The sequence below is a fragment of the Streptomyces anthophorae genome, from assembly GCF_049310305.1.
In the GTDB taxonomy this organism is placed as follows: Bacteria; Actinomycetota; Actinomycetes; order Streptomycetales; family Streptomycetaceae; genus Streptomyces.
Genome location: NZ_JBLWQQ010000001.1, coordinates 639780 through 656782 on the forward strand (window position 1 = coordinate 639780; position 17003 = coordinate 656782).

A 17003-nucleotide genomic window follows, 5' to 3' on the forward strand; every position below is an offset into this window, starting at 1 on the left:
GCGTTCGGGCCGCGTCAAGACCGCGGAGGGCGCGGGATCGGCTGCTTAGCGTCGGCGGTATGGCAGACATCTTCAGCGCGGCGGACACGGTGGACACGGCGGGCGCACGGGACGAACAGTGGGCCGGCGAAGCGCGCAGCGCGGTGCGGTGCGGTGTGGTGCTGAGCGCGCTGCTGCTCGGGATGGACACGATGTCGGGCCAATTCACCCTGTGGCGCTGCGCATGGTGGCTGGGCCTCGGCGCGCTGCTCACCGTGGTGCTGCTGCCCGCCCGGGTCACCGCCACCGCCGACCGGCTCACCGCGCGCGGACTGTGGCGTGCACACACGGTGCGTACGGACCTGCTGGTGTCCGTGCGCTGTGCGGGCGGCGTCGCCCAGCGGCTGGTGCTGCGCGACCGGTTGGGCGGCCGGGTCGAGATCGACCCTCAGGTCCTGGTGGCCAATCCGCCGCTGTGGCGCCTCCTCGACGACGCCGCCCGTGCGTCGGAGCGACGCGGACTCCTGCTGTGCGGCGCGACCGCGCTGCGCATGCTGGCGCGCCGGGTGGACGGGGAGCTGGCGCAATCGGTGTTCCGGGTTTCCGGACTGCGCTGAGAAGCGTCCCTCGCCGCGCGGCGCGCCCCTTACCCGAACCGGGTCCGCGCGCCCGGGCGGTACACCTCCACCCGGTCGACCGTCGCCACTCCCGTGACCGCGAGGATGTCGTCGAGCGTCGACAGGAACGCCCGTATCCGGGCCTCCTCGTCGATGACGAACACCGCGCACGGGGCGTGGTGATTCAGGCGGGCCGTACGGGTGTCGTGGATGCGCAGGTGGATGCCGAAGCCCTGGACGCCGTGGACGACCGTGGCGCCGGCGAGGCCGAAGCGGTGGGCGCGGTGGACGACTTCGGTGTAGGCGGGCTTGTGGTGCCACAGGGCGGTGCTCGACAGGTGCACGGTCAGCCGGGCGGCCGGCCCGGATCGCAGCATGGCCCACCCCCAAAGGCAGGTGCGTGCTGCGACGTTAGCGGCCCGGTCCCCTCATGCCCAGACGGCCGCCGCGAGCGCCGCGCCGGTGAACGCGGCGCCGAGTCCCGCCACGACGCTGCCGGCGACATTGACGGCGGCGTAGAAGCGCGCCCCGTCCTCGGCGAGGCGCAGGGTCTCGTACGAGAACGTGGAGTACGTGGTCAACGCGCCGCACAGGCCGGTGCCGAGCAGCAGTTGCACCTGGGAGGAGGCGCCGCCCGCCGCGACGGCGCCGGTGACCAGGCCGAGGATGAGGGAGCCCGTCACGTTGACGGCGAAGGTGCCCCAGGGGAAGACCGTGTCGTGCCGGGACTGGACGGTGCGGTCCGTGAGGTAGCGCAGCGGGGCGCCGACCATCGCGCCCGCGATCACCAACAGCAAGTTCACGCCTCGCCCCCGTCCTTCGCCTCGCGCCCCACGTAACGGATGACCTCGCAGTCGTCGAGGATCACCAAGCCCTCGGTGACGAGCTCGTCGATCTGCGGCAGGAAGGCGCGGATCCGGTCGTCGGTGTCGACGATCACGATGAGCACCGGCAGGTCCTCGCTCATCGACAGCAGTCGGCTGGTGTGGATGAGGGAGGAGGCGCCGAAGCCCTCGATGCCGCGGAAGACCGAGGCGCCCGCGAGTCCGGCGGCGTGCGCGCGGTGCACGATCTCGGTGTAGACGGGCTTGTGGTGCCAGGTGTCGTTCTCGCCGATGAAGATCGAGACACGCAGGGCGGTGCCGGTAAGGCGGACCGGAGCGTCGGATGTCACCGCTGCCTCCCTTCGATGACGCGGCGGGTCAGGTGCGCCGCGGTCCACACCGACGCGAGCGCCACGCACACCGTCAGGGCCAGGTAGCCGAGGGCGGTGCGCGGGTGGCCTTCGTCGATCAGGTTCTGGATGTCCACGGCGTACGTGGAGAAGGTCGTGAAGCCGCCGAGGACGCCGGTGCCGAAGAACGGCCGGACGAGTCGGTGGGCCGCCCAGACGTCGGTGATGACGACCATGAAGACGCCGATGACGGCGCAGCCGATCGCGTTCACGACGAGTGTCGTCCAGGGGAAGGCGCCGGTCGCGGTGGGCCACAGCAGGGTGGCGCCGTAGCGGGCGCTCGCGCCGACGGCGCCGCCCAGCGAGACCGCGGCGATCACGGGCCCCTGCCCCCGCCAGGCGGAGGCGCGCGGGACGGGAGCGCGCTGTTCCACGTCCGGGTCGACGGGTTCGTTCAGCATCGGGGTGCGGGCCTCTCCCACGTACGTCTCCTACTCGCCGGGCACACACGTTACGGGTGTGCGTCGTCGCAAGCAGGGACCGTTGGCGGCGACTGTGCCGCGGTTGGAGGACGGCGGGCCCCACCGCCGCGCGATGATCACGACCACCGCCGAAAAAATCCTACCGTGCGGCGCGCCGGGCCACCGCCCGAGGGCCCGGTGGCAGCCGTTCCGGGCGACGGGTTCGCTCCGTTTCACAGATTGACGGGCGCACGACACTACGGCGTCGCCGAAAGCGGGCAGAACCGTAGTGGCCCCCTACCGCTCCCTCCCCTCGCCCTGCGCTGTGCGCGCCCCGAAAGGACGGCCCAAGCGTGGCCACTCCCCCAGCCCTTCCCCCTCCCCCTGTCCTGCGGCCCGCCCCGCGGCGCCGACGTCCCGTACGGAAATGGATAGCGCTCGTTCCGCTCCTCCTGGTCGCCGGATGGGTGGCCTGGAACTGGCCCGTGTTCGTCTCGGGGCTCACGCAGTTGCGCGGCGCGGATCCCGGCTGGCTGCTCGGCGCCGCCATGATCACGGTCGCGTGCTGGGTGCCGGTGTGTCTGCTGCGGCAGGGCGCGGTGCTGGAACCGCTGCCCGCGGGGCGGCTGTTCGCCTCGCAGGTCGCCGCGGGCTCCGCGAACCACCTGCTGCCCGCGGGGCTCGGCGCACACGTGGTGACGTTGCGGTTCATGCGCTCGTGCGGGATATCGGCGACCCGCGCCTGCGCCGCGCTCGCCCTGTACTCGCTGGCGCAGCCCATCGGCCGGTACGCCCTGTTGATCACGCTGATGGCGGCCTCGCCGGACGCGCTGCCGCTGGGCGGTCTCATGCCGGCCGAGCGGGGCGGTCTCGCGGTGCTCCTGCTCGTGGCGGTGGTCGCCGTCGCGGCGGGGGTGCTGTGGTGGGTGCGGCCGCTGCGCGGGGCCGTCCGGGACTTTCTGGCCACCGCGCTGACCGATGTGCGGGCCTTGCACGCCCGGCCCGCCCGTGCCCTCGCCCTGTGGTGCGGGGCGGTCGGCTTTCCCGCGTTGCAGGCCACCGTCATGGTGGCGGTGGCGCGCTCCCTTCAGGTGCCGGTGCCGTCCCTCGACATCGCCCTCGCGTATCTCGCGGCCTCCGTGGTGGCCGGGGTGGTGCCGACGCCGGGCGGGATCGGGTCCGTGGAGGCGGCTCTTGTCCTCGCGCTCGTGGGCGCGGGGTCACCGGTCGTCGAAGCGACCGCCGCGGTCGTCGGTTTCCGCCTGCTCACGGTCTGGGGGCCGCTGCTGCCCGGCGCCCTGGTACTGGCCGCGCTGGTGCGCCGCAAGGTGATCTGACGGCTGCCGGCCCACCAGAGCACAGAGCAGGCCGAGTTGGGCCAGGCGGCCACCAGCAGCACCAGGCCGAAGCAGGCGCCGAACAGACCGAGGGCGTCCGCGAAGGGGAGTGCGCCGAAAGCGGCGCGGCCGCGAGGGAACGTGCGCGCCGGCGCAGCGGGGCGGGAGCATGCCGGAGGGGGGCTTGGTAGATTCGCGGCGTGGGGGCCGATGTGCCGCAAGCAAGGAGGCCTGGTGCCGGTGACGACGCTCGCCGTATTCCTGCCCGAGCTGGACGCGGTCCCGCGCTGGCTTCGGATCACGGCGGCCGTGGTGGTCCTCGGCCTGATGGTCACCCGCGTGTGGCTGTTCTTCCGGCGCAGGAAATAGCGTTGCCGCTGTCGGGTGCCCGGCATTAAGGTCATCGACGTGACGACCGGGTCGGCCTTGGGCCATGCACGAGTGAGGCTCCCGGCCCCGGCGTGAGCACGGGGCGGGCGAGAAGCCCGCCGTTCCTCTCCGCGTCCCTTCCCCGGCGCCCTTGTGCGGCGCCGGATCCCCGTAGCGGATCCCGAGACCGGAGACACACCACTGATGCATGTCCAGCTGAACCACACCGCCGTCTACGCGAGCGACCGGCACCTGTCCGCCGAGTTCCTCGCCGCGATCCTCGGCCTGAAGGTGGCCGCCCCGTTCGGGCCGTTCCTGCCCGTCGATCTCGGCAACGGCGTGACGCTCGACTTCTACGAGAAGCGGGACGAGCCGATCCAGGCGCAGCACTACGCGTTCCTCGTGCCCGACGAGGAGTTCGACGCGATGATCGACCGCCTGGAGAGGGTCGGAGTGACGTACTACGCCGACCCCTCACACACCGAGCCCGGCCGGGTCAATGATCTGTTCGGTGGCCGGGGCGCCTATTTCGACGACCCGGACGGCCACAACATGGAGATCATGACCCGGCCGTACGCCCGCCCCTGACACGCGGGGGCGGGCAGGCCGCTCCGTGATCAGCCCTGGACGCGGATCAGCTTCTTGTTCGCGAACTCCGCCATGCCGTACTTGCCCAGCTCACGGCCGATGCCGGAGCGCTTGACACCGCCGAAGGGCAGGTCGGCCTGGGTGCCCGCGAAGCCGTTGATCCACACCATGCCGGTGTCGAGCTGGTCGGCGACCCGCTTGGCGCGCTCGACGTCGCCGCTCCACACGGCGCCGCCGAGCCCGTAGGGCGAGCTGTTGGCCAGCTCGACGGCGGCGTCCTCGTCGGCCACCGGGTAGACGACGGCGACGGGGCCGAACAGCTCCTCGGTGTAGGCGCGCATCTCGGGCGTGATGCCGGTCAGCACGGTGGGCTGCACGTACGCGCCCGGGCCCTCGCCGCGGCCGCCGCCGGTGTGCAGCGTGGCGCCCTTGTCGACGGCGTCCTTGATCTGCTCCAGCAGCTGGTCGGCGGCCGCGCGCGAGGACAGCGGGCCGAACTTGGTGTCCGGCTCCAGCGGGTCGCCGGCCTCCACCCGCGCGACGTTCGCGGTCAGTTCGCGCACGAAGTCCTCGTAGAGGCCCTCCTGGACGAGGAAGCGCTTCGGCGAGTTGCAGGCCTGCCCCGCGTTGCCGAGCCGGCCGCCGGCCGCCTTGCGGGCCGTCTTCGCCACGTCGTCGGTGTCCAGGAGGATGAACGCGTCGGAGCCGCCCAGCTCCAGGACGCACTTCTTGAGGTTGCGGCCCGCGATCTCGGCGACGGCCGAACCGGCCCGCTCACTGCCCGTCAGCGACACACCCTGGTTGCGCGGGTCGGCGATGATGTCGGCGACCTGCTCGTTGGTGGCGAAGACGTTGATGTACGCGCCGGTCGGCAGCCCCGCGTCCGCGAAGATCTGCTCCATCGCGAGGGCCGCCTGCGGACAGCTGGGGGCGTGCTTGAGCAGGATCGTGTTGCCGAGCATCAGGTTCGGCGCGGCGAACCGGGCGACCTGGTAGTACGGGTAGTTCCACGGCATGATCCCGAGCAGCGAGCCCAGCGGGGCGGTGCGCACGGTGGCGGTGCCGCCGCCGCTGACCGAGAGCTCCTCGTCGGCGAGGAAGCCGGGGCCCTCGGTGGCGTAGTACTCGTAGATGCTGGTGACGATGTCGACCTCGCCCTTGGCCTGGGCGAGCGGCTTGCCCATCTCCAGGCTGATGATGCGGGCGAGCTCGTCCTTGCGCTCCTGGTAGATCTCGCCGACGCGCCGCAGCACCGCGGAGCGGGTCTCGACGGGCGAGGTGCGCCAACTCTGGTAGGCCGCGTGGGAGTCCGCCAGCGCGGTCTCGATCTGCTTCGCGGTCGCCTCGGGGAATTCTTCGAGGGTCTCGCCGGTCGCGGGGTTCACCGTTTTGTAGGCCGTCATGGCCGCGACCATACCTTTTGCCTCCCGCCGCCCGTCCAGACCCTGCCCACCCCTCAGGAAACGTGCTACGAGATATTGACGCTCCTACAGTCGAGCGTGGAGTGTTGAGTCATCCGAGGACAAGGGGACCGCCATGCGCGTCGAGTTCCGGACCGCCCCGACGCACTACCGCCACTGGTCGCTGAAGGTCGACGAGGCCGTCGCCACGCTCACCATGGACGTGGCGGAGCAGGCCGGCCTCGTGCCCGGCTACGAACTCAAACTCAACTCCTACGACCTCGGCGTCGACATCGAGCTCTACGACGCCGTGCAGCGGCTGCGCTTCGAGCACCCCGAGGTGCGCGCGGTGGTGGTGACGAGCGGCAAGGAGAAGGTGTTCTGCGCCGGGGCGAACATCCGGATGCTGGCGGCGTCGGACCACGCCTGGAAGGTCAACTTCTGCAAGTTCACCAACGAGACCCGCGGCGCGATCGAGGACGCCTCCGCGCACTCCGGACAGACGTACCTCGCCGCCCTCAACGGCACGGCGTCCGGGGGCGGTTACGAGCTGGCGCTGGCCTGCGAGCGGATCCTGCTCGTCGACGACCGCTCGTCGACGGTGTCCCTGCCCGAGCTGCCACTGCTCGGTGTCCTGCCGGGCACCGGCGGCCTGACCCGGCTCGTCGACAAGCGGCACGTCCGCCGCGACCGCGCCGACTACTTCGCGACGAAGCCGGAGGGCGTGGGCGGCAAACGGGCCGCGCAGTGGCGCCTGGTCGACGAGGCGGTGCCGCGCAGGGAGTGGGAGCACACCGTCGCCGCCCGCGCGGCCGAGGCGGCCGACCGCTCCGACCGCCCGGCGGGCGCCCCCCAGGGCATCCGCCTCACCCCGCTGGAGAAGACCCGCACCGAGGACCGTGTCGCGTACCGGTACGTGCACGCGAGCCTCGACCGCGTCCGCCGCACCGTGGAGATCACACTCGAAGGCCCCCGCGAGGACGCACCGGCCGACCTCGCCGCCCTGCACCGGCAGGGCGACGCCAGCTGGCCGCTCGCCCTGGCCCGCGAGCTCGACGACCTCGTCCTCGATCTGCGCACGAACGAACCGGAGTTGGGCACCTGGGTCCTGCGCAGCCAGGGTGACACCTCCCGCGTCCTCGACCACGACGCGCTGCTGATCGCCCACCGCGACGACTGGCTCGCCCGCGAGATCACGCTCTACCTCAAGCGCACGCTGAAGCGCCTGGACCTGAGCAGCCGCAGCCTCATCGCCCTGATCGAGCCCGGCAGTTGCTTTTCCGGGACGCTCCTGGAGACCGTCCTCGCGGCCGACCGGTCCTTCCAACTGGCCGGCGTCTTCGAGGAGATCGCCCCGGACGCCGAACCCGCCACGCTCGTCGTCGGCCCGATGAACCTCGGCCCGCTCCCCATGAGCAACGGGCTGAGCCGCCTGGAGACCCGGTTCCTCGGTGACGAGGAGTCGCTGTCGCACGCGCGCGCCGCCGAGGGGCGGGCGCTCGACGCCGAGGAGGCCGAGCGGCTCGGCCTGGTCACCTTCGCCCCCGACGACATCGACTGGGACGAGGAGGTACGGATCTCGCTGGAGGAGCGGTCCGGGTTCAGCCCGGACGCCCTCACGGGCCTTGAGGCGAACCTGCGGTTCGCGGGCCCCGAGACCCTCGAAACCAAGATCTTCGGCCGCCTCACCGCCTGGCAGAACTGGATCTTCAACCGCCCCAACGCCTCGGGCCCCGAAGGGGCCCTGCGCAGGTACGGCACCGGACAGCGCGCCGAATTCGACCGGAAGCGGGTGTGACGATGGCGCTCACCGCCGACTACACCGACAAGATTCCCAACAATGTGGACCTGCACGAGGACCGCAGGCTCCAGCGGGCCCTGGAGTCCTGGCAGCCCAACTTCCTCACCTGGTGGGACTCCATGGGCCCCACCCTGCCCACCGACGACGTGTATCTGCGCACGGCGGTCGACGTCGGCCGCGACGGCTGGGCACAGTTCGGGCACGTAGCCATGCGCGACTACCGCTGGGGGGTCTTCCTCGCCGAGCCGAAGCCCGACCGCCGGATCGCCTTCGGCGCGCACCGCGGCGAGCCCGCCTGGCAGCAGGTGCCCGGCGAGTACCGGGCCGATCTGCAACGTCTCATCGTCATCCAGGGCGACACCGAACCGGCCAGCGTCGAGCAGCAGCGCAACCTGGGGGCCACCGCGCCCAGCCTCTACGACCTGCGCAATCTCTTCCAGGTGAACGTGGAGGAGGGCCGGCACCTGTGGGCGATGGTGTATCTGCTGCACGCCTACTTCGGCCGGGAGGGCCGCGAGGAGGCCGAGGAGCTGCTGCACCGCAACTCCGGCAGCGACGAATCGCCGCGCATCCTGGGCGCGTTCAACGAGGAGACGCCCGACTGGCTGTCCTTCTTCATGTTCACCTACTTCACCGACCGCGACGGCAAGTACCAGCTGGGCACGCTCAAGGAGTCGGCCTTCGACCCGCTGTCGCGCACGTGCGAGTTCATGCTGAAGGAAGAGGCGCACCACATGTTCGTCGGCACCACCGGTATCGACCGGGTGGTGCTGCGCACGGCCGAGCTGATGCGCGAGCACGACACCGACGACGTGACGGCCTCCGGCGGCATCCCCCTGGACGTCATCCAGAAGTACATCAACTTCCACTACTCGGTCTCGCTCGACCTCTTCGGCTCGGAGACCTCGACGAACGTCGCCAACTACTACACCTCGGGCCTCAAGGGCCGCTGGGGCGAGGAGCGCCGCAAGGACGACCACACCCTGACCGACGACTCGTTCCTGGTCGACGCGCTGATCGAGGGCGCGATCGGGCAGCGGGAGGTCGCGGCGCTCGTGGGCCTCAACACCGATCTGCGCCGCGAGTACATCCGCGACTGCCACAGCGGCCTCAACCGTTGGAACCGCCTGCTCGAAGAGGCGGGGATCGACCGGCGGCTGTATCTCCCGCACATCGCGTTCAACCGGAAGGTCGGCGCCTTCGCCTCGGTCGAGACGGCGCCCGACGGCACGGTCCTCACCGCCGACGACTGGGAGGACGCCAAGGGCGCCTGGCTGCCGACCGAGGTCGACAAAACGTACATCCGCTCCCTGATGCGGCCCGTGCACGAGCCCGGCCGGATCGCCTCGTGGATCGCCCCGCCGCGCCAGGGCATCAACGGCAAGCCGTTCGAGTACGAGTACGTGCACCTCGCCTGACGACGCCGACGACGATCCGGGGAGCCGATGATGAGCGGGAGCCCGACGATGAGCGAACCCTTCAACGCGTGCCGCTATCTGCTCGACCGCCGGCTCGACCACGGGGACGGCGCCCGCCTCGCGCTGACGGGGCCCGCGGGCGAGTTCAGCTACGCCGAACTGCACGACCGGGTGTGCCGCACGGCGAACGGCCTGCGCGCGATCGGCCTGCGGCCCGAGCAGCGCGTGATGCTGTTCATGGCCGACTCCCCCGACTTTGTCACCGTCTTCCTCGCCGCGCTACGCATCGGCGCGATCCCGGTGCCGGTGTCGACGATGCTGCACGCGGGCGACCTCGCCGAGCTGCTGCGGGACGCGCGGGCGGCGTATCTGGCCGTCAGCTCCTCGTACGCGGCGGTGGCGGACAAGGCGGTGCCGGACGCCCCGGAGCTGCGAGGGCTGCTCGCGGGGGACGATGTCACGTTCACCGGCGCCCTCCCGGTGCACCGGCTGCGGGAGCTGGCCGGGGCGGCCCCGGACACCGGCGCGTACGCCACCACCGCCGACTCCCCCGGCTTCTGGCTCTACACCTCCGGCACCACCGGCTCGCCCAAGGCCGCGATGCACCGGCACGGCGCCGTCGCAGAGGTCTGCGAAACGTACGCGACCCGGGTCCTCGGCATCAGGACCGGCGACCGGTGCCTGTCGGCGGCCAAGGCGTTCTTCGCGTACGGTCTCGGCAACTCGCTGCTGTTCCCGCTGGCGGTGGGGGCGACGACCGTGCTCGAACCGGAGCCGTCCCGCCCGGAGTTGCTGGCAGCGCGGGCCCGGGAGTTCGGCGCGACGCTGTTCTTCGCCGGGCCGACGTTCTTCGCGAACATGCTCCGCGACGACCTGCCCGGCGACGCGCTCGCCGGTGTCAGGCTCGCGGCGTCAGCGGGCGAGCCGCTGCCCGCCGCGTTGCAGCAGCGCTGGAGCGGGCGCTTCGGTGTCGACATCATCGACGGCATCGGCATGACCGAGACACTCCACATCTTCCTGTCGAACGCGCCGGGTTCGATCCGCCCGGGCACGACGGGCCGCCCCGTGCCCGGCTACGAGCTGCGGGTACTCGACGAGGAGGACCGCGAGACACCGACCGGCACACCGGGCACCCTGCACGTCCGCGGCCGCTCCGTCGCCACCGGCTACTGGTCCCGCTACGACGAGTCCCGCCAGGTGTTCCGCGGCGAGTGGCTGCGTACCGGAGACACCTACGTACGCGACGAGGACGGGTACTTCACCTGTCTCGGCCGCACGGGCGACATGCTCAAGGCCGGGGGCATCTGGGTGTCCCCCGCCGAGGTCGAGGCGCGGCTGCTGGAACACCCCGCCGTCGCGCAGGCGGCGGTCGTCGCGGCGACGGACACGGACGGCCTGGAGAAGCCGGTCGACTACGTCGTCACCACGCCGGGGCAGGACGCCACCGCGGCGGAGCTGATCGCGTACTGCCGCACCGGTCTTCCCTCGTTCAAGCGGCCCCGGCGCGTGCTGTTCACCGAGGCGCTGCCGACGACCGCCACCGGCAAGATCCGCCGCGTGGAGCTGAGGGCCCGCGCGGCCGGCGACCTGACCGCTTCCCTGGAACAGCACGAGGAGACCTGATGCTGGACGGCCACCCGCTGATCGACGTCCACCTGCACCCGGCGCGCCTGTCCACGCTGAAACCCACGTACCAGGAGTGGACCCAGGGAGTCGCCGACCACGATCTGCTGGCCCGCGTCTACGACGGCGACACGGTGTCCCCCGAGGCGTTCCACCGCCACCTCGTCTCCGAGGGCGTCGACATCGCGCTCCTGTTGTCGGAGTACAGCCCGCGGACGACCGGCATCCAGCCGATCGAGGATCTGCTGCCGATCACGTCCTACGACCCGTCGAGGGCCAAGCCGATCGCCAACATCAACCCGCATCTGCACTACCCGATCGAGGAGGAGCTCCAGCGCCAGCTCGATCTGGGCGCGGTGGCCTGCAAGCTGCACCCCGTGCACGCGGGCGTCGCCGCCAACGACCGGCGCCTCTATCCGGCGTACGAGCTGTGCCAGTCGGCGGGCGTCCCGCTCGTCGTGCACTGCGGCACGAGCACGTTCCCCGGCGCCCTCAACAAGTACGCCGACCCGCTGTTCCTCGACGACGTGCTGCGCGACTTCCGGCGCCTGGACGTGGCCCTCGCGCACGGCGGGCGCGGCTGGTGGTACGACGCTGCGGCCTTCATGGCGCTGTCCAACGAGCGGGTGTGGATCGAGCTCTCGGGCCTGCCGCCGTCCCGCCTTCGCACGTACTACGGCAAGCACGACTGGGCGCGCCTCACGCGCCGCATGATCTTCGGCACCGACTGGCCGGGCGTCCCCGGCATCGCGCGCAACGCCCGCGCGGTGGCGGCCCTGTGCCCCGACGAGACGACCACGGAACTGGTCCTGGCGGGCAACGCGGCTCAGGTGTACCGGCTCAAGCCGCCGGCGTGACCTCTGCGGTCAGCCGGTCCCACTCCTCCTGCGCCTCCGCGTGCCACCGCTCGTGCAGCTCGGTGAAGAGGTTGGCCGCGCGCGCCCCGATCCAGTGCGGGGGCAGCAGTTCGAGGGGCAGCTGCGGGTCGAGGGCCGGGAAGCGGCGCCAGGCGTCGACGAGCCGAACCTGGGCGAGCAGCGTGTCCTCGCCCGACTCGACCCGCATTCCGGCGAAGGAGCGGACGAACTCCGCGTACTCCGTGGCCAGATCGCCGAGCCGCCACGCCTGTTCCACCATGTCCCGCTCGGATCCGATCCCCGCGAACGGCCCGCAGAACGAGGACACTTCGGGCCCGAGCCCCAGCTCCTCCACCACCTGCTTGGCCTCCGCCTCGCGCGAGGCGTGCGGGCCCACCCACAGGCCGGGCGCGGGGCTGCCGAGGCCCACCCAGGTCAGCCGGGTGCGCAGCCGGTGGCGCAGTTCGCGCCGCGACTCCGGGACGCTGACGAGCAGCACCAGCCAGCGGCCGTCCCACCGGGCCCGTGCCTGCCCGAAGGAGTAGATGCGCTCGGCCCCCTCGCTCAGGAGCGTCCTGCCGTGTTCGGTCAGCGCCCAGCGCACCCGCCGCCCGGACCGCTCGGCGGCGACGAGGCCGCTCGCCGAGAGCCGGTTCAGCGCCTGGCGGGCCGCCTTCTCCTCGACACCGAGGCCGTCGAGGACGCGCAGCAGCACCGAGGTCCATACGGGGGCGTCCCGCGGCAGCACGTACTCACCGAGCACGGTGAGCAGGAGGGAGCGCGCGCTCCCCGATCCGGTCGGCTTGGACAATCCGGGCTCCTCCACTGGGCGTTGCCCCAGCGTAGCCGAGTTCCGCTACGCAATGGCGGCGGAGCGTCCGAGTTCCGTAGAGCTTGCCGGGTGGACCAAGTGACCCCTCAGCGTCGCCCCTTGATCCGCTCCACGCCCGCCACGCCGACGGCGGCGAGGCCGATCTGGAGGGCGAGTTCGATCCAGTCGACGCCGTCGGTCTCGGCGACGTCGAAGGCGCCTGCGAGGGCGGTTCCGACGAGCGCCGCGACGATGCCGACCAGGAGCGTCCACAGGATGCCGATGCGCTGACGCCCGGGAATCGCCAGTCGGCCGAGCACGCCGATCACGATGCCGATGACGATCGCGGTGAAGATGCCGGAGATCTCCATGCCTGTCTGCCTCTCCCTTGGTCCGACACGTCGACGTTTCGACACAGCTGTCGAATGTCGATTTACGTGTTCCCCGGCATGGGGGACGCAGTCCCGCCGCCGAGGGTTGAGCGTGGAGGGTGGGGCCAGCCCCAGCTTGGGATCGGTGGCTGCCCGGCTCCCGGCGGCGATCTCAACTCCATAGCTTTGGCGGCATGTTGAAGCGGACAGCACACGCAGCCATCGCCGTCGCTCTCGCCTCGGGAGCCATGGTGGCCACGGCGACCACGAGCAGCGCCGCCGGAACCGGCACCACCATCGTGCGGACCGACAAGGGGCTCGTGCGGGGCACGGTCGGCGCCACCGCTCGCACCTTCGAGGGCATTCCGTACGCCGCGCCGCCCGTGGGCGACCTCAGATGGGCGCCGACCGCGCCCGCCTCCCGGTGGCGTGGCACCCGGGACGCCACCCGGCTGGGCCCCGCCTGCCCGCAGACGGGGCTCGTCCCGCCCGTGGGACCGCGCTCGGCCACGGAGGACTGCCTGACCGTCAACGTGACCACACCCAAGGCCGACGCACAGCACCCGCGCCCCGTCATGGTCTATCTGCACGGCGGCGACCACACCGACGGCGAGGGCGCGATGAACGGTGCCGCGCGGCTCGCCGCCCAGGGGGACGTCGTCGTCGTGACGGTCAACTACCGGCTCGGAGCGCTCGGTTACCTCGCCCACCCCGACCTCGAGAAGAAGCGCGGCGAGTCCGGCAACTACGGGTTTCTCGACCAGCAGGCAGCCCTGCGGTGGGTGCTGCGCAACGCCGCCGCGTTCGGCGGCGACCCTGACAACGTCACCCTCTTCGGCCAGTCCGCGGGGGCCACGAGCACCTGCGCCCACCTCGTCGCCCCCTCCTCGGCCGGACTCTTCGACCGGGCGATCCTGCAGAGCGGCGCGTGCACACGGGACGACGCGACGACGGTGCGGTCCGACGCCTTGCGACAGGGCAGGGCGACGGCGAAGGACATCCAGAGGACGCATCGCCTCGACGACTGGCGCACCGCGTCCCCCGAACAGCTGGTGCACGTCTTCGGTACCGGCCCGCACTACGGACCCGTGTACGGCGGCAAGCTGTTGCCCCGCACCCCTCGACAAGCCCTCGCCGAGGGCCGGTTCAACAAGGTGCCCGTCCTTCAGGGCAGCACCCGCGACGAGAACCTCGGCGCCGTCTACGGCATGGAGCTGGCCAAGCGGCAGGCCACCGGCGACCCGGACGCCACCCTCGACGAGAACGACTACCGCACCCGTCTCGAAGACACCTTCGGCGAGGACAAGGCGCGGGCGGTCGTGGCCGAGTACCCCGTCGCCGCCCACGGCGGCTCCCCCGCGCTCGCCCTCGGCGCGGCGCTCACTGACGGCGACCACGGGCGTGCCACGGTCACCACCGGGCAAGCCCTGTCCCGGCATGTCCCCACGTACACCTACGAGTTCGCCGACGAGCCCACGCCCTGGTACAGCGACCCGGCCTACACCGAGCCGTCGTTCCCCGCCGGCGCCATGCACACCTTCGACCTCCCCTATCTCTTCGAGCTCTCCGCCCATCGGCCGCTCAATGCGCGGCAGCGGGCGCTGTCCGCCGCGATGATCGACATCTGGACGGACTTCGCCCGCACCGGCAGGGCCCCGTGGAAGCCCAGCACCGCCTCCGCGCTCAACGCCCAGGCCCTCGCCTCGGGGCCGGGTGGCATCCGGCCCGTCGACTTCGCCAAGGAGCACCACGACGCCTTCTGGAAGTCGCTCGGTTGACAGAGCGGGTCAGGCCGCCGCCTGCGGGTGGGTGAGGCGGGCCAGGAGGTCGTCGAGGGCCACCAGGCCGGTCAGGCGGCCGGTGTCGTCGTGGACCACGGCGAGCGAGGCGCGGCGGTGGCGGAGCTGTTCGATGGCCTGGCCGACCGTGTCGGTGGCCAGCAACTCCGGTACCGGGCGAGCCAGTTCGCCCGCGGTGGTGGCGCGCCCCCGGCTGCGGGCGATCAGCGCGTCGCGGGCGTGCACGGAGCCGACGATCCGGTCCCCCGCGCGCACGAGGAGGCGGCTGCGGTCGCGCTCCGCCGCCGTGGCGAGGATCGCGTCGAGGTCGGCGTCGGCCGCGACGGAGGTGATCCGCGCGGCGGGCGTCTGGAGGTCGCCGACGGGGGTGAGCGGTTCGACCAGCGAGCTGGTGATCAGCTCCGAGTCGTCCTTGCTGATCAGGCCGAGCCGCTCGGACTCCACGACGAGGTGTGTGAGCTGCTCCCGGTTGTGGACCTCGGCGAGTTCGTCGCGCGGGGTGACCCGGCACATCCGTACCAGCGCGTTGCTGACCTTGTTGAGGACCCAGATCAGCGGGCGCACGACCTTGACCACTCCACGGAACGGCGGGGCCAGCAGCATCGCCGAGCGCTCGGGGTGGGCGATCGCCCAGGACTTGGGCGCCATCTCGCCGACGACCATGTGCAGGAACACCACGACGATCATCGCGAAGGCGAAGGAGACTCCGTAGCTGAGTCCGCTGGGCAGGCCCCAGCCGTGCAGCAGCGGGTCCAGCTCGTGCGAGATCGCCGGCTTGGAGATCGAGCCGAGGCCCAGCGTGCAGATGGTGATGCCGAGCTGGGCGCCCGCGAGCATCAGCGACAGCTCGCGCATGCCGGCGAGCGCCGCCTTGGCGCCGCGGGCGCCGGACGCGACCGCCTGTTCCATACGGTGCCGCTTGGCGGCGACGAGGGCGAACTCGGCGGCCACGAAGAATCCGCTGCCGATCAGGAGCAGGAGCGTGATGAAGAGGGCCATGGGGAAGCTCATGCGCGCGGCTCCTCCTCGGTGTCGGCAGCGACGGTTTCGCGGGTCAGGTGGACGAGTTCCGGTACGTGGCGGTCGAGGGTGCGGACGTCGATGACGGCGTGCTCGCCGTCGCCCGCCAGGTCGACCGTGACCCGGTCGCCGATCGCCGGGAAGCGGCCGAGCCGGTCCACGATCAGCCCTGCGACGGTGTCGTAGTCCTCCTCCTCGGGCAGCTCGATGCCCGTGGCCTCGGCGATCTCGTCGATCCGGCGGCCCGCGTCGACCACCCAGCCGGCGCCGTCCGGGTCCTGGACCGCAAGCTGCGTCTCGCGGTCCGTCTCGTCCGCGATGTCACCGACCAGCTCCTCGGCGATGTCCTCGTACGTCACGACTCCCGCGACGCCGCCGTGCTCGTCGAGGACGACCGCGAATTCGTCGTCGGCCTCCCGCATCCGGTCGACGGCGGCGGGGAGCTGGAGCGTGTCCGGCAGCAGAAGGGGGCGGCGGGCCAGGGTCCCGGTGGGGGTGCTCTCGTACGCGGACTGCTGGAGGCGCATCAGTTCGCGCACGCCGAGAACGCCGGTGACGTCGTCGGGGTGGTCGCCCATCACCGGGTAGTTCGAGTGGCCGTGCTTGGCGATCAGCTCGATCGCGTCGGCGGCCGTGGCCTCCTTGCGGACGAAGATCGCGTCGGCGCGCGGCACCATCACCTGGTCCAGGGTCCGCTCGTTGAACTCCAGGGCGTGGTCGAGGAGCGTGGCGGTCTCGCGGGGCAGCTCGCCCTGCTGGTGGGACTCGCCGATGAGATGGCTGAGCTCCTCCAGGGTGGCGCCGTGGTGCAGCTCCTCGACGGGTTCGATGCCGACCTTGCGCAGCAGCTTGTTCGCGGCGCTGTCGAAGAGGTGCACGACGGGGCCGACGACCTTCAGATAGCCGAGCGTGGACCCGGCGAGGGACTTGGCCAGGCGTTCGGGGACGGCGAGCGCGAGGTTCTTCGGGGCCAGCTCGCCAAGCACCATCTGCACGACCGTGGCGAGGACGAACGCCAGGACCACCGAGATGCCGGTCACTGCGGCGGCCGGGATGCCGATGCCCTCCAGGACCGGACGCAGCAGGGTCGACACGGACGGTTCGGCGAGGAAGCCGACGACCAGTCCGGTGACCGTGATGCCGAGCTGGGCACCGGACAGCATGAAGGACAGTCGCTCGAGGACCTTGAGGGCCTTGGCGGCTCTCTTGTCGCCCGCCTCGGCGTCGCGGGCGAGCGCGAGCCGGTCCGCCGCGACGTACGCGAATTCCTGGGCCACGAAGTATCCGGTCCCCGCGGTCAGCACGAGGACCGCGAGGAGGCCGAGCACGGCACTCAGCATGTGCCACCACCTCGCCGCGTGCCGTGCTCACCGATCAA

Annotated in this window: 18 protein-coding genes; 9 read left to right on the forward strand and 9 right to left on the reverse strand. The window is 71.7% G+C overall.

Features of this window, described 5'->3' with window-relative positions:
• The first annotated feature begins 59 nt into the window (after positions 1-59).
• The gene (locus tag ACNYS0_RS02800; protein WP_422471016.1) at positions 60-596 is read left to right on the forward strand and encodes a hypothetical protein; all 537 of its coding nucleotides are present in this window, start codon (positions 60-62) and stop codon (positions 594-596) included.
• Positions 597-625: 29 nt separating this feature from the next.
• Here ACNYS0_RS02800 and ACNYS0_RS02805 read toward each other — a convergent pair whose 3' ends face one another.
• The 4 genes from ACNYS0_RS02805 to crcB (ACNYS0_RS02820) are packed head-to-tail and all read right to left on the reverse strand — an operon-like array spanning position 626 to position 2231.
• A complete protein-coding gene (locus ACNYS0_RS02805; RefSeq protein WP_422471017.1) occupies positions 626-973 on the reverse strand; it encodes a DUF190 domain-containing protein in 348 nt (115 codons plus the stop codon).
• A 51-nt stretch (positions 974-1024) separates the two neighbouring features.
• Entirely contained in the window at positions 1025-1399 is a 375-nt protein-coding gene (gene crcB / locus ACNYS0_RS02810) for a fluoride efflux transporter CrcB (RefSeq protein WP_422471018.1), read from the reverse strand.
• Positions 1396-1770, reverse strand: coding sequence for a DUF190 domain-containing protein (locus ACNYS0_RS02815; protein ID WP_422471019.1), 375 nt, complete (start codon positions 1768-1770; stop codon positions 1396-1398). The genes crcB (ACNYS0_RS02810) and ACNYS0_RS02815 overlap by 4 nt, the downstream gene beginning before the upstream one ends.
• Positions 1767-2231: a fluoride efflux transporter CrcB gene (gene crcB, locus ACNYS0_RS02820; protein ID WP_422482433.1), complete on the reverse strand. Its 465-nt coding sequence runs from the start codon at positions 2229-2231 to the stop codon at positions 1767-1769. Before crcB (ACNYS0_RS02820) ends, ACNYS0_RS02815 begins: the two co-directional genes overlap by 4 nt.
• Before the next feature lie 353 nt (positions 2232-2584).
• Between crcB (ACNYS0_RS02820) and ACNYS0_RS02825 the strand changes: the two genes are divergently transcribed.
• The 3 genes from ACNYS0_RS02825 (at position 2585) to ACNYS0_RS02835 (ending at position 4525) form a co-directional block, all read left to right on the forward strand.
• Complete coding sequence (locus ACNYS0_RS02825; RefSeq protein ID WP_422471020.1) at positions 2585-3568, forward strand: lysylphosphatidylglycerol synthase transmembrane domain-containing protein; 984 nt, start codon at positions 2585-2587, stop codon at positions 3566-3568.
• Positions 3569-3802: 234 nt separating this feature from the next.
• Entirely contained in the window at positions 3803-3937 is a 135-nt protein-coding gene (locus tag ACNYS0_RS02830) for a hypothetical protein (protein WP_422471021.1), read from the forward strand.
• A 204-nt stretch (positions 3938-4141) separates the two neighbouring features.
• Entirely contained in the window at positions 4142-4525 is a 384-nt protein-coding gene (locus tag ACNYS0_RS02835; protein WP_422471022.1) for a VOC family protein, read from the forward strand.
• A 29-nt stretch (positions 4526-4554) separates the two neighbouring features.
• Here ACNYS0_RS02835 and ACNYS0_RS02840 read toward each other — a convergent pair whose 3' ends face one another.
• Positions 4555-5928: an NAD-dependent succinate-semialdehyde dehydrogenase gene (locus tag ACNYS0_RS02840; RefSeq protein ID WP_422471023.1), complete on the reverse strand. Its 1374-nt coding sequence runs from the start codon at positions 5926-5928 to the stop codon at positions 4555-4557.
• Between the two features lie 133 nt (positions 5929-6061).
• Between ACNYS0_RS02840 and boxC the strand changes: the two genes are divergently transcribed.
• From boxC to ACNYS0_RS02860, 4 genes are read left to right on the forward strand one after another with little or no spacing between them, the layout of a single operon-like run.
• Positions 6062-7723 carry a 2,3-epoxybenzoyl-CoA dihydrolase gene (boxC, locus tag ACNYS0_RS02845; RefSeq protein WP_422471024.1) on the forward strand — a complete coding sequence of 554 codons (1662 nt, stop codon included), beginning with the start codon at positions 6062-6064 and terminating at the stop codon, positions 7721-7723.
• A 2-nt stretch (positions 7724-7725) separates the two neighbouring features.
• The gene (gene boxB / locus ACNYS0_RS02850; RefSeq protein WP_422471025.1) at positions 7726-9144 is read left to right on the forward strand and encodes a benzoyl-CoA 2,3-epoxidase subunit BoxB; all 1419 of its coding nucleotides are present in this window, start codon (positions 7726-7728) and stop codon (positions 9142-9144) included.
• Between the two features lie 48 nt (positions 9145-9192).
• Entirely contained in the window at positions 9193-10767 is a 1575-nt protein-coding gene (locus tag ACNYS0_RS02855; protein ID WP_422471026.1) for a benzoate-CoA ligase family protein, read from the forward strand.
• Positions 10767-11624 (forward strand): amidohydrolase family protein, encoded by an 858-nt coding sequence (locus ACNYS0_RS02860; protein WP_422471027.1) that lies wholly within the window; start codon positions 10767-10769, stop codon positions 11622-11624. Before ACNYS0_RS02855 ends, ACNYS0_RS02860 begins: the two co-directional genes overlap by 1 nt.
• Here the strand turns inward: ACNYS0_RS02860 and ACNYS0_RS02865 are convergent.
• Together ACNYS0_RS02865 and ACNYS0_RS02870 are read right to left on the reverse strand one after the other, a co-directional pair.
• Positions 11608-12435: a PaaX family transcriptional regulator gene (locus ACNYS0_RS02865; RefSeq protein ID WP_422471028.1), complete on the reverse strand. Its 828-nt coding sequence runs from the start codon at positions 12433-12435 to the stop codon at positions 11608-11610. The two genes, ACNYS0_RS02860 and ACNYS0_RS02865, sit on opposite strands and share 17 nt — an antisense overlap.
• 107 nt (positions 12436-12542) lie before the next feature.
• Positions 12543-12806 carry a GlsB/YeaQ/YmgE family stress response membrane protein gene (locus tag ACNYS0_RS02870; protein WP_422412666.1) on the reverse strand — a complete coding sequence of 88 codons (264 nt, stop codon included), beginning with the start codon at positions 12804-12806 and terminating at the stop codon, positions 12543-12545.
• A gap of 194 nt (positions 12807-13000) precedes the next feature.
• Between ACNYS0_RS02870 and ACNYS0_RS02875 the strand changes: the two genes are divergently transcribed.
• Complete coding sequence (locus ACNYS0_RS02875) at positions 13001-14584, forward strand: carboxylesterase/lipase family protein (RefSeq protein WP_422471029.1); 1584 nt, start codon at positions 13001-13003, stop codon at positions 14582-14584.
• Between the two features lie 9 nt (positions 14585-14593).
• Here ACNYS0_RS02875 and ACNYS0_RS02880 read toward each other — a convergent pair whose 3' ends face one another.
• Together ACNYS0_RS02880 and ACNYS0_RS02885 are read right to left on the reverse strand one after the other, a co-directional pair.
• Positions 14594-15616 carry a hemolysin family protein gene (locus tag ACNYS0_RS02880; RefSeq protein WP_422471030.1) on the reverse strand — a complete coding sequence of 341 codons (1023 nt, stop codon included), beginning with the start codon at positions 15614-15616 and terminating at the stop codon, positions 14594-14596.
• Entirely contained in the window at positions 15613-16965 is a 1353-nt protein-coding gene (locus ACNYS0_RS02885; RefSeq protein WP_422471031.1) for a hemolysin family protein, read from the reverse strand. The genes ACNYS0_RS02880 and ACNYS0_RS02885 overlap by 4 nt, the downstream gene beginning before the upstream one ends.
• Between the last annotated feature and the right edge of the window lie 38 nt (positions 16966-17003).

Coding starts and splice junctions, on each gene's coding strand:
- ACNYS0_RS02840 (WP_422471023.1), bottom strand. CDS start 5,928: ATGACGGCCTACAAAACGGTGAACCCCGCGACCGGCGAGACCCTCGAA.
- ACNYS0_RS02875 (WP_422471029.1), top strand. CDS start 13,001: ATGTTGAAGCGGACAGCACACGCAGCCATCGCCGTCGCTCTCGCCTCG.
- ACNYS0_RS02880 (WP_422471030.1), bottom strand. CDS start 15,616: ATGAGCTTCCCCATGGCCCTCTTCATCACGCTCCTGCTCCTGATCGGC.
- ACNYS0_RS02860 (WP_422471027.1), top strand. CDS start 10,767: ATGCTGGACGGCCACCCGCTGATCGACGTCCACCTGCACCCGGCGCGC.
- boxB (WP_422471025.1), top strand. CDS start 7,726: ATGGCGCTCACCGCCGACTACACCGACAAGATTCCCAACAATGTGGAC.
- boxC (WP_422471024.1), top strand. CDS start 6,062: ATGCGCGTCGAGTTCCGGACCGCCCCGACGCACTACCGCCACTGGTCG.
- ACNYS0_RS02870 (WP_422412666.1), bottom strand. CDS start 12,806: ATGGAGATCTCCGGCATCTTCACCGCGATCGTCATCGGCATCGTGATC.
- ACNYS0_RS02800 (WP_422471016.1), top strand. CDS start 60: ATGGCAGACATCTTCAGCGCGGCGGACACGGTGGACACGGCGGGCGCA.
- crcB (WP_422482433.1), bottom strand. CDS start 2,231: ATGCTGAACGAACCCGTCGACCCGGACGTGGAACAGCGCGCTCCCGTC.
- ACNYS0_RS02835 (WP_422471022.1), top strand. CDS start 4,142: ATGCATGTCCAGCTGAACCACACCGCCGTCTACGCGAGCGACCGGCAC.
- ACNYS0_RS02855 (WP_422471026.1), top strand. CDS start 9,193: ATGAGCGAACCCTTCAACGCGTGCCGCTATCTGCTCGACCGCCGGCTC.
- ACNYS0_RS02805 (WP_422471017.1), bottom strand. CDS start 973: ATGCTGCGATCCGGGCCGGCCGCCCGGCTGACCGTGCACCTGTCGAGC.
- ACNYS0_RS02885 (WP_422471031.1), bottom strand. CDS start 16,965: ATGCTGAGTGCCGTGCTCGGCCTCCTCGCGGTCCTCGTGCTGACCGCG.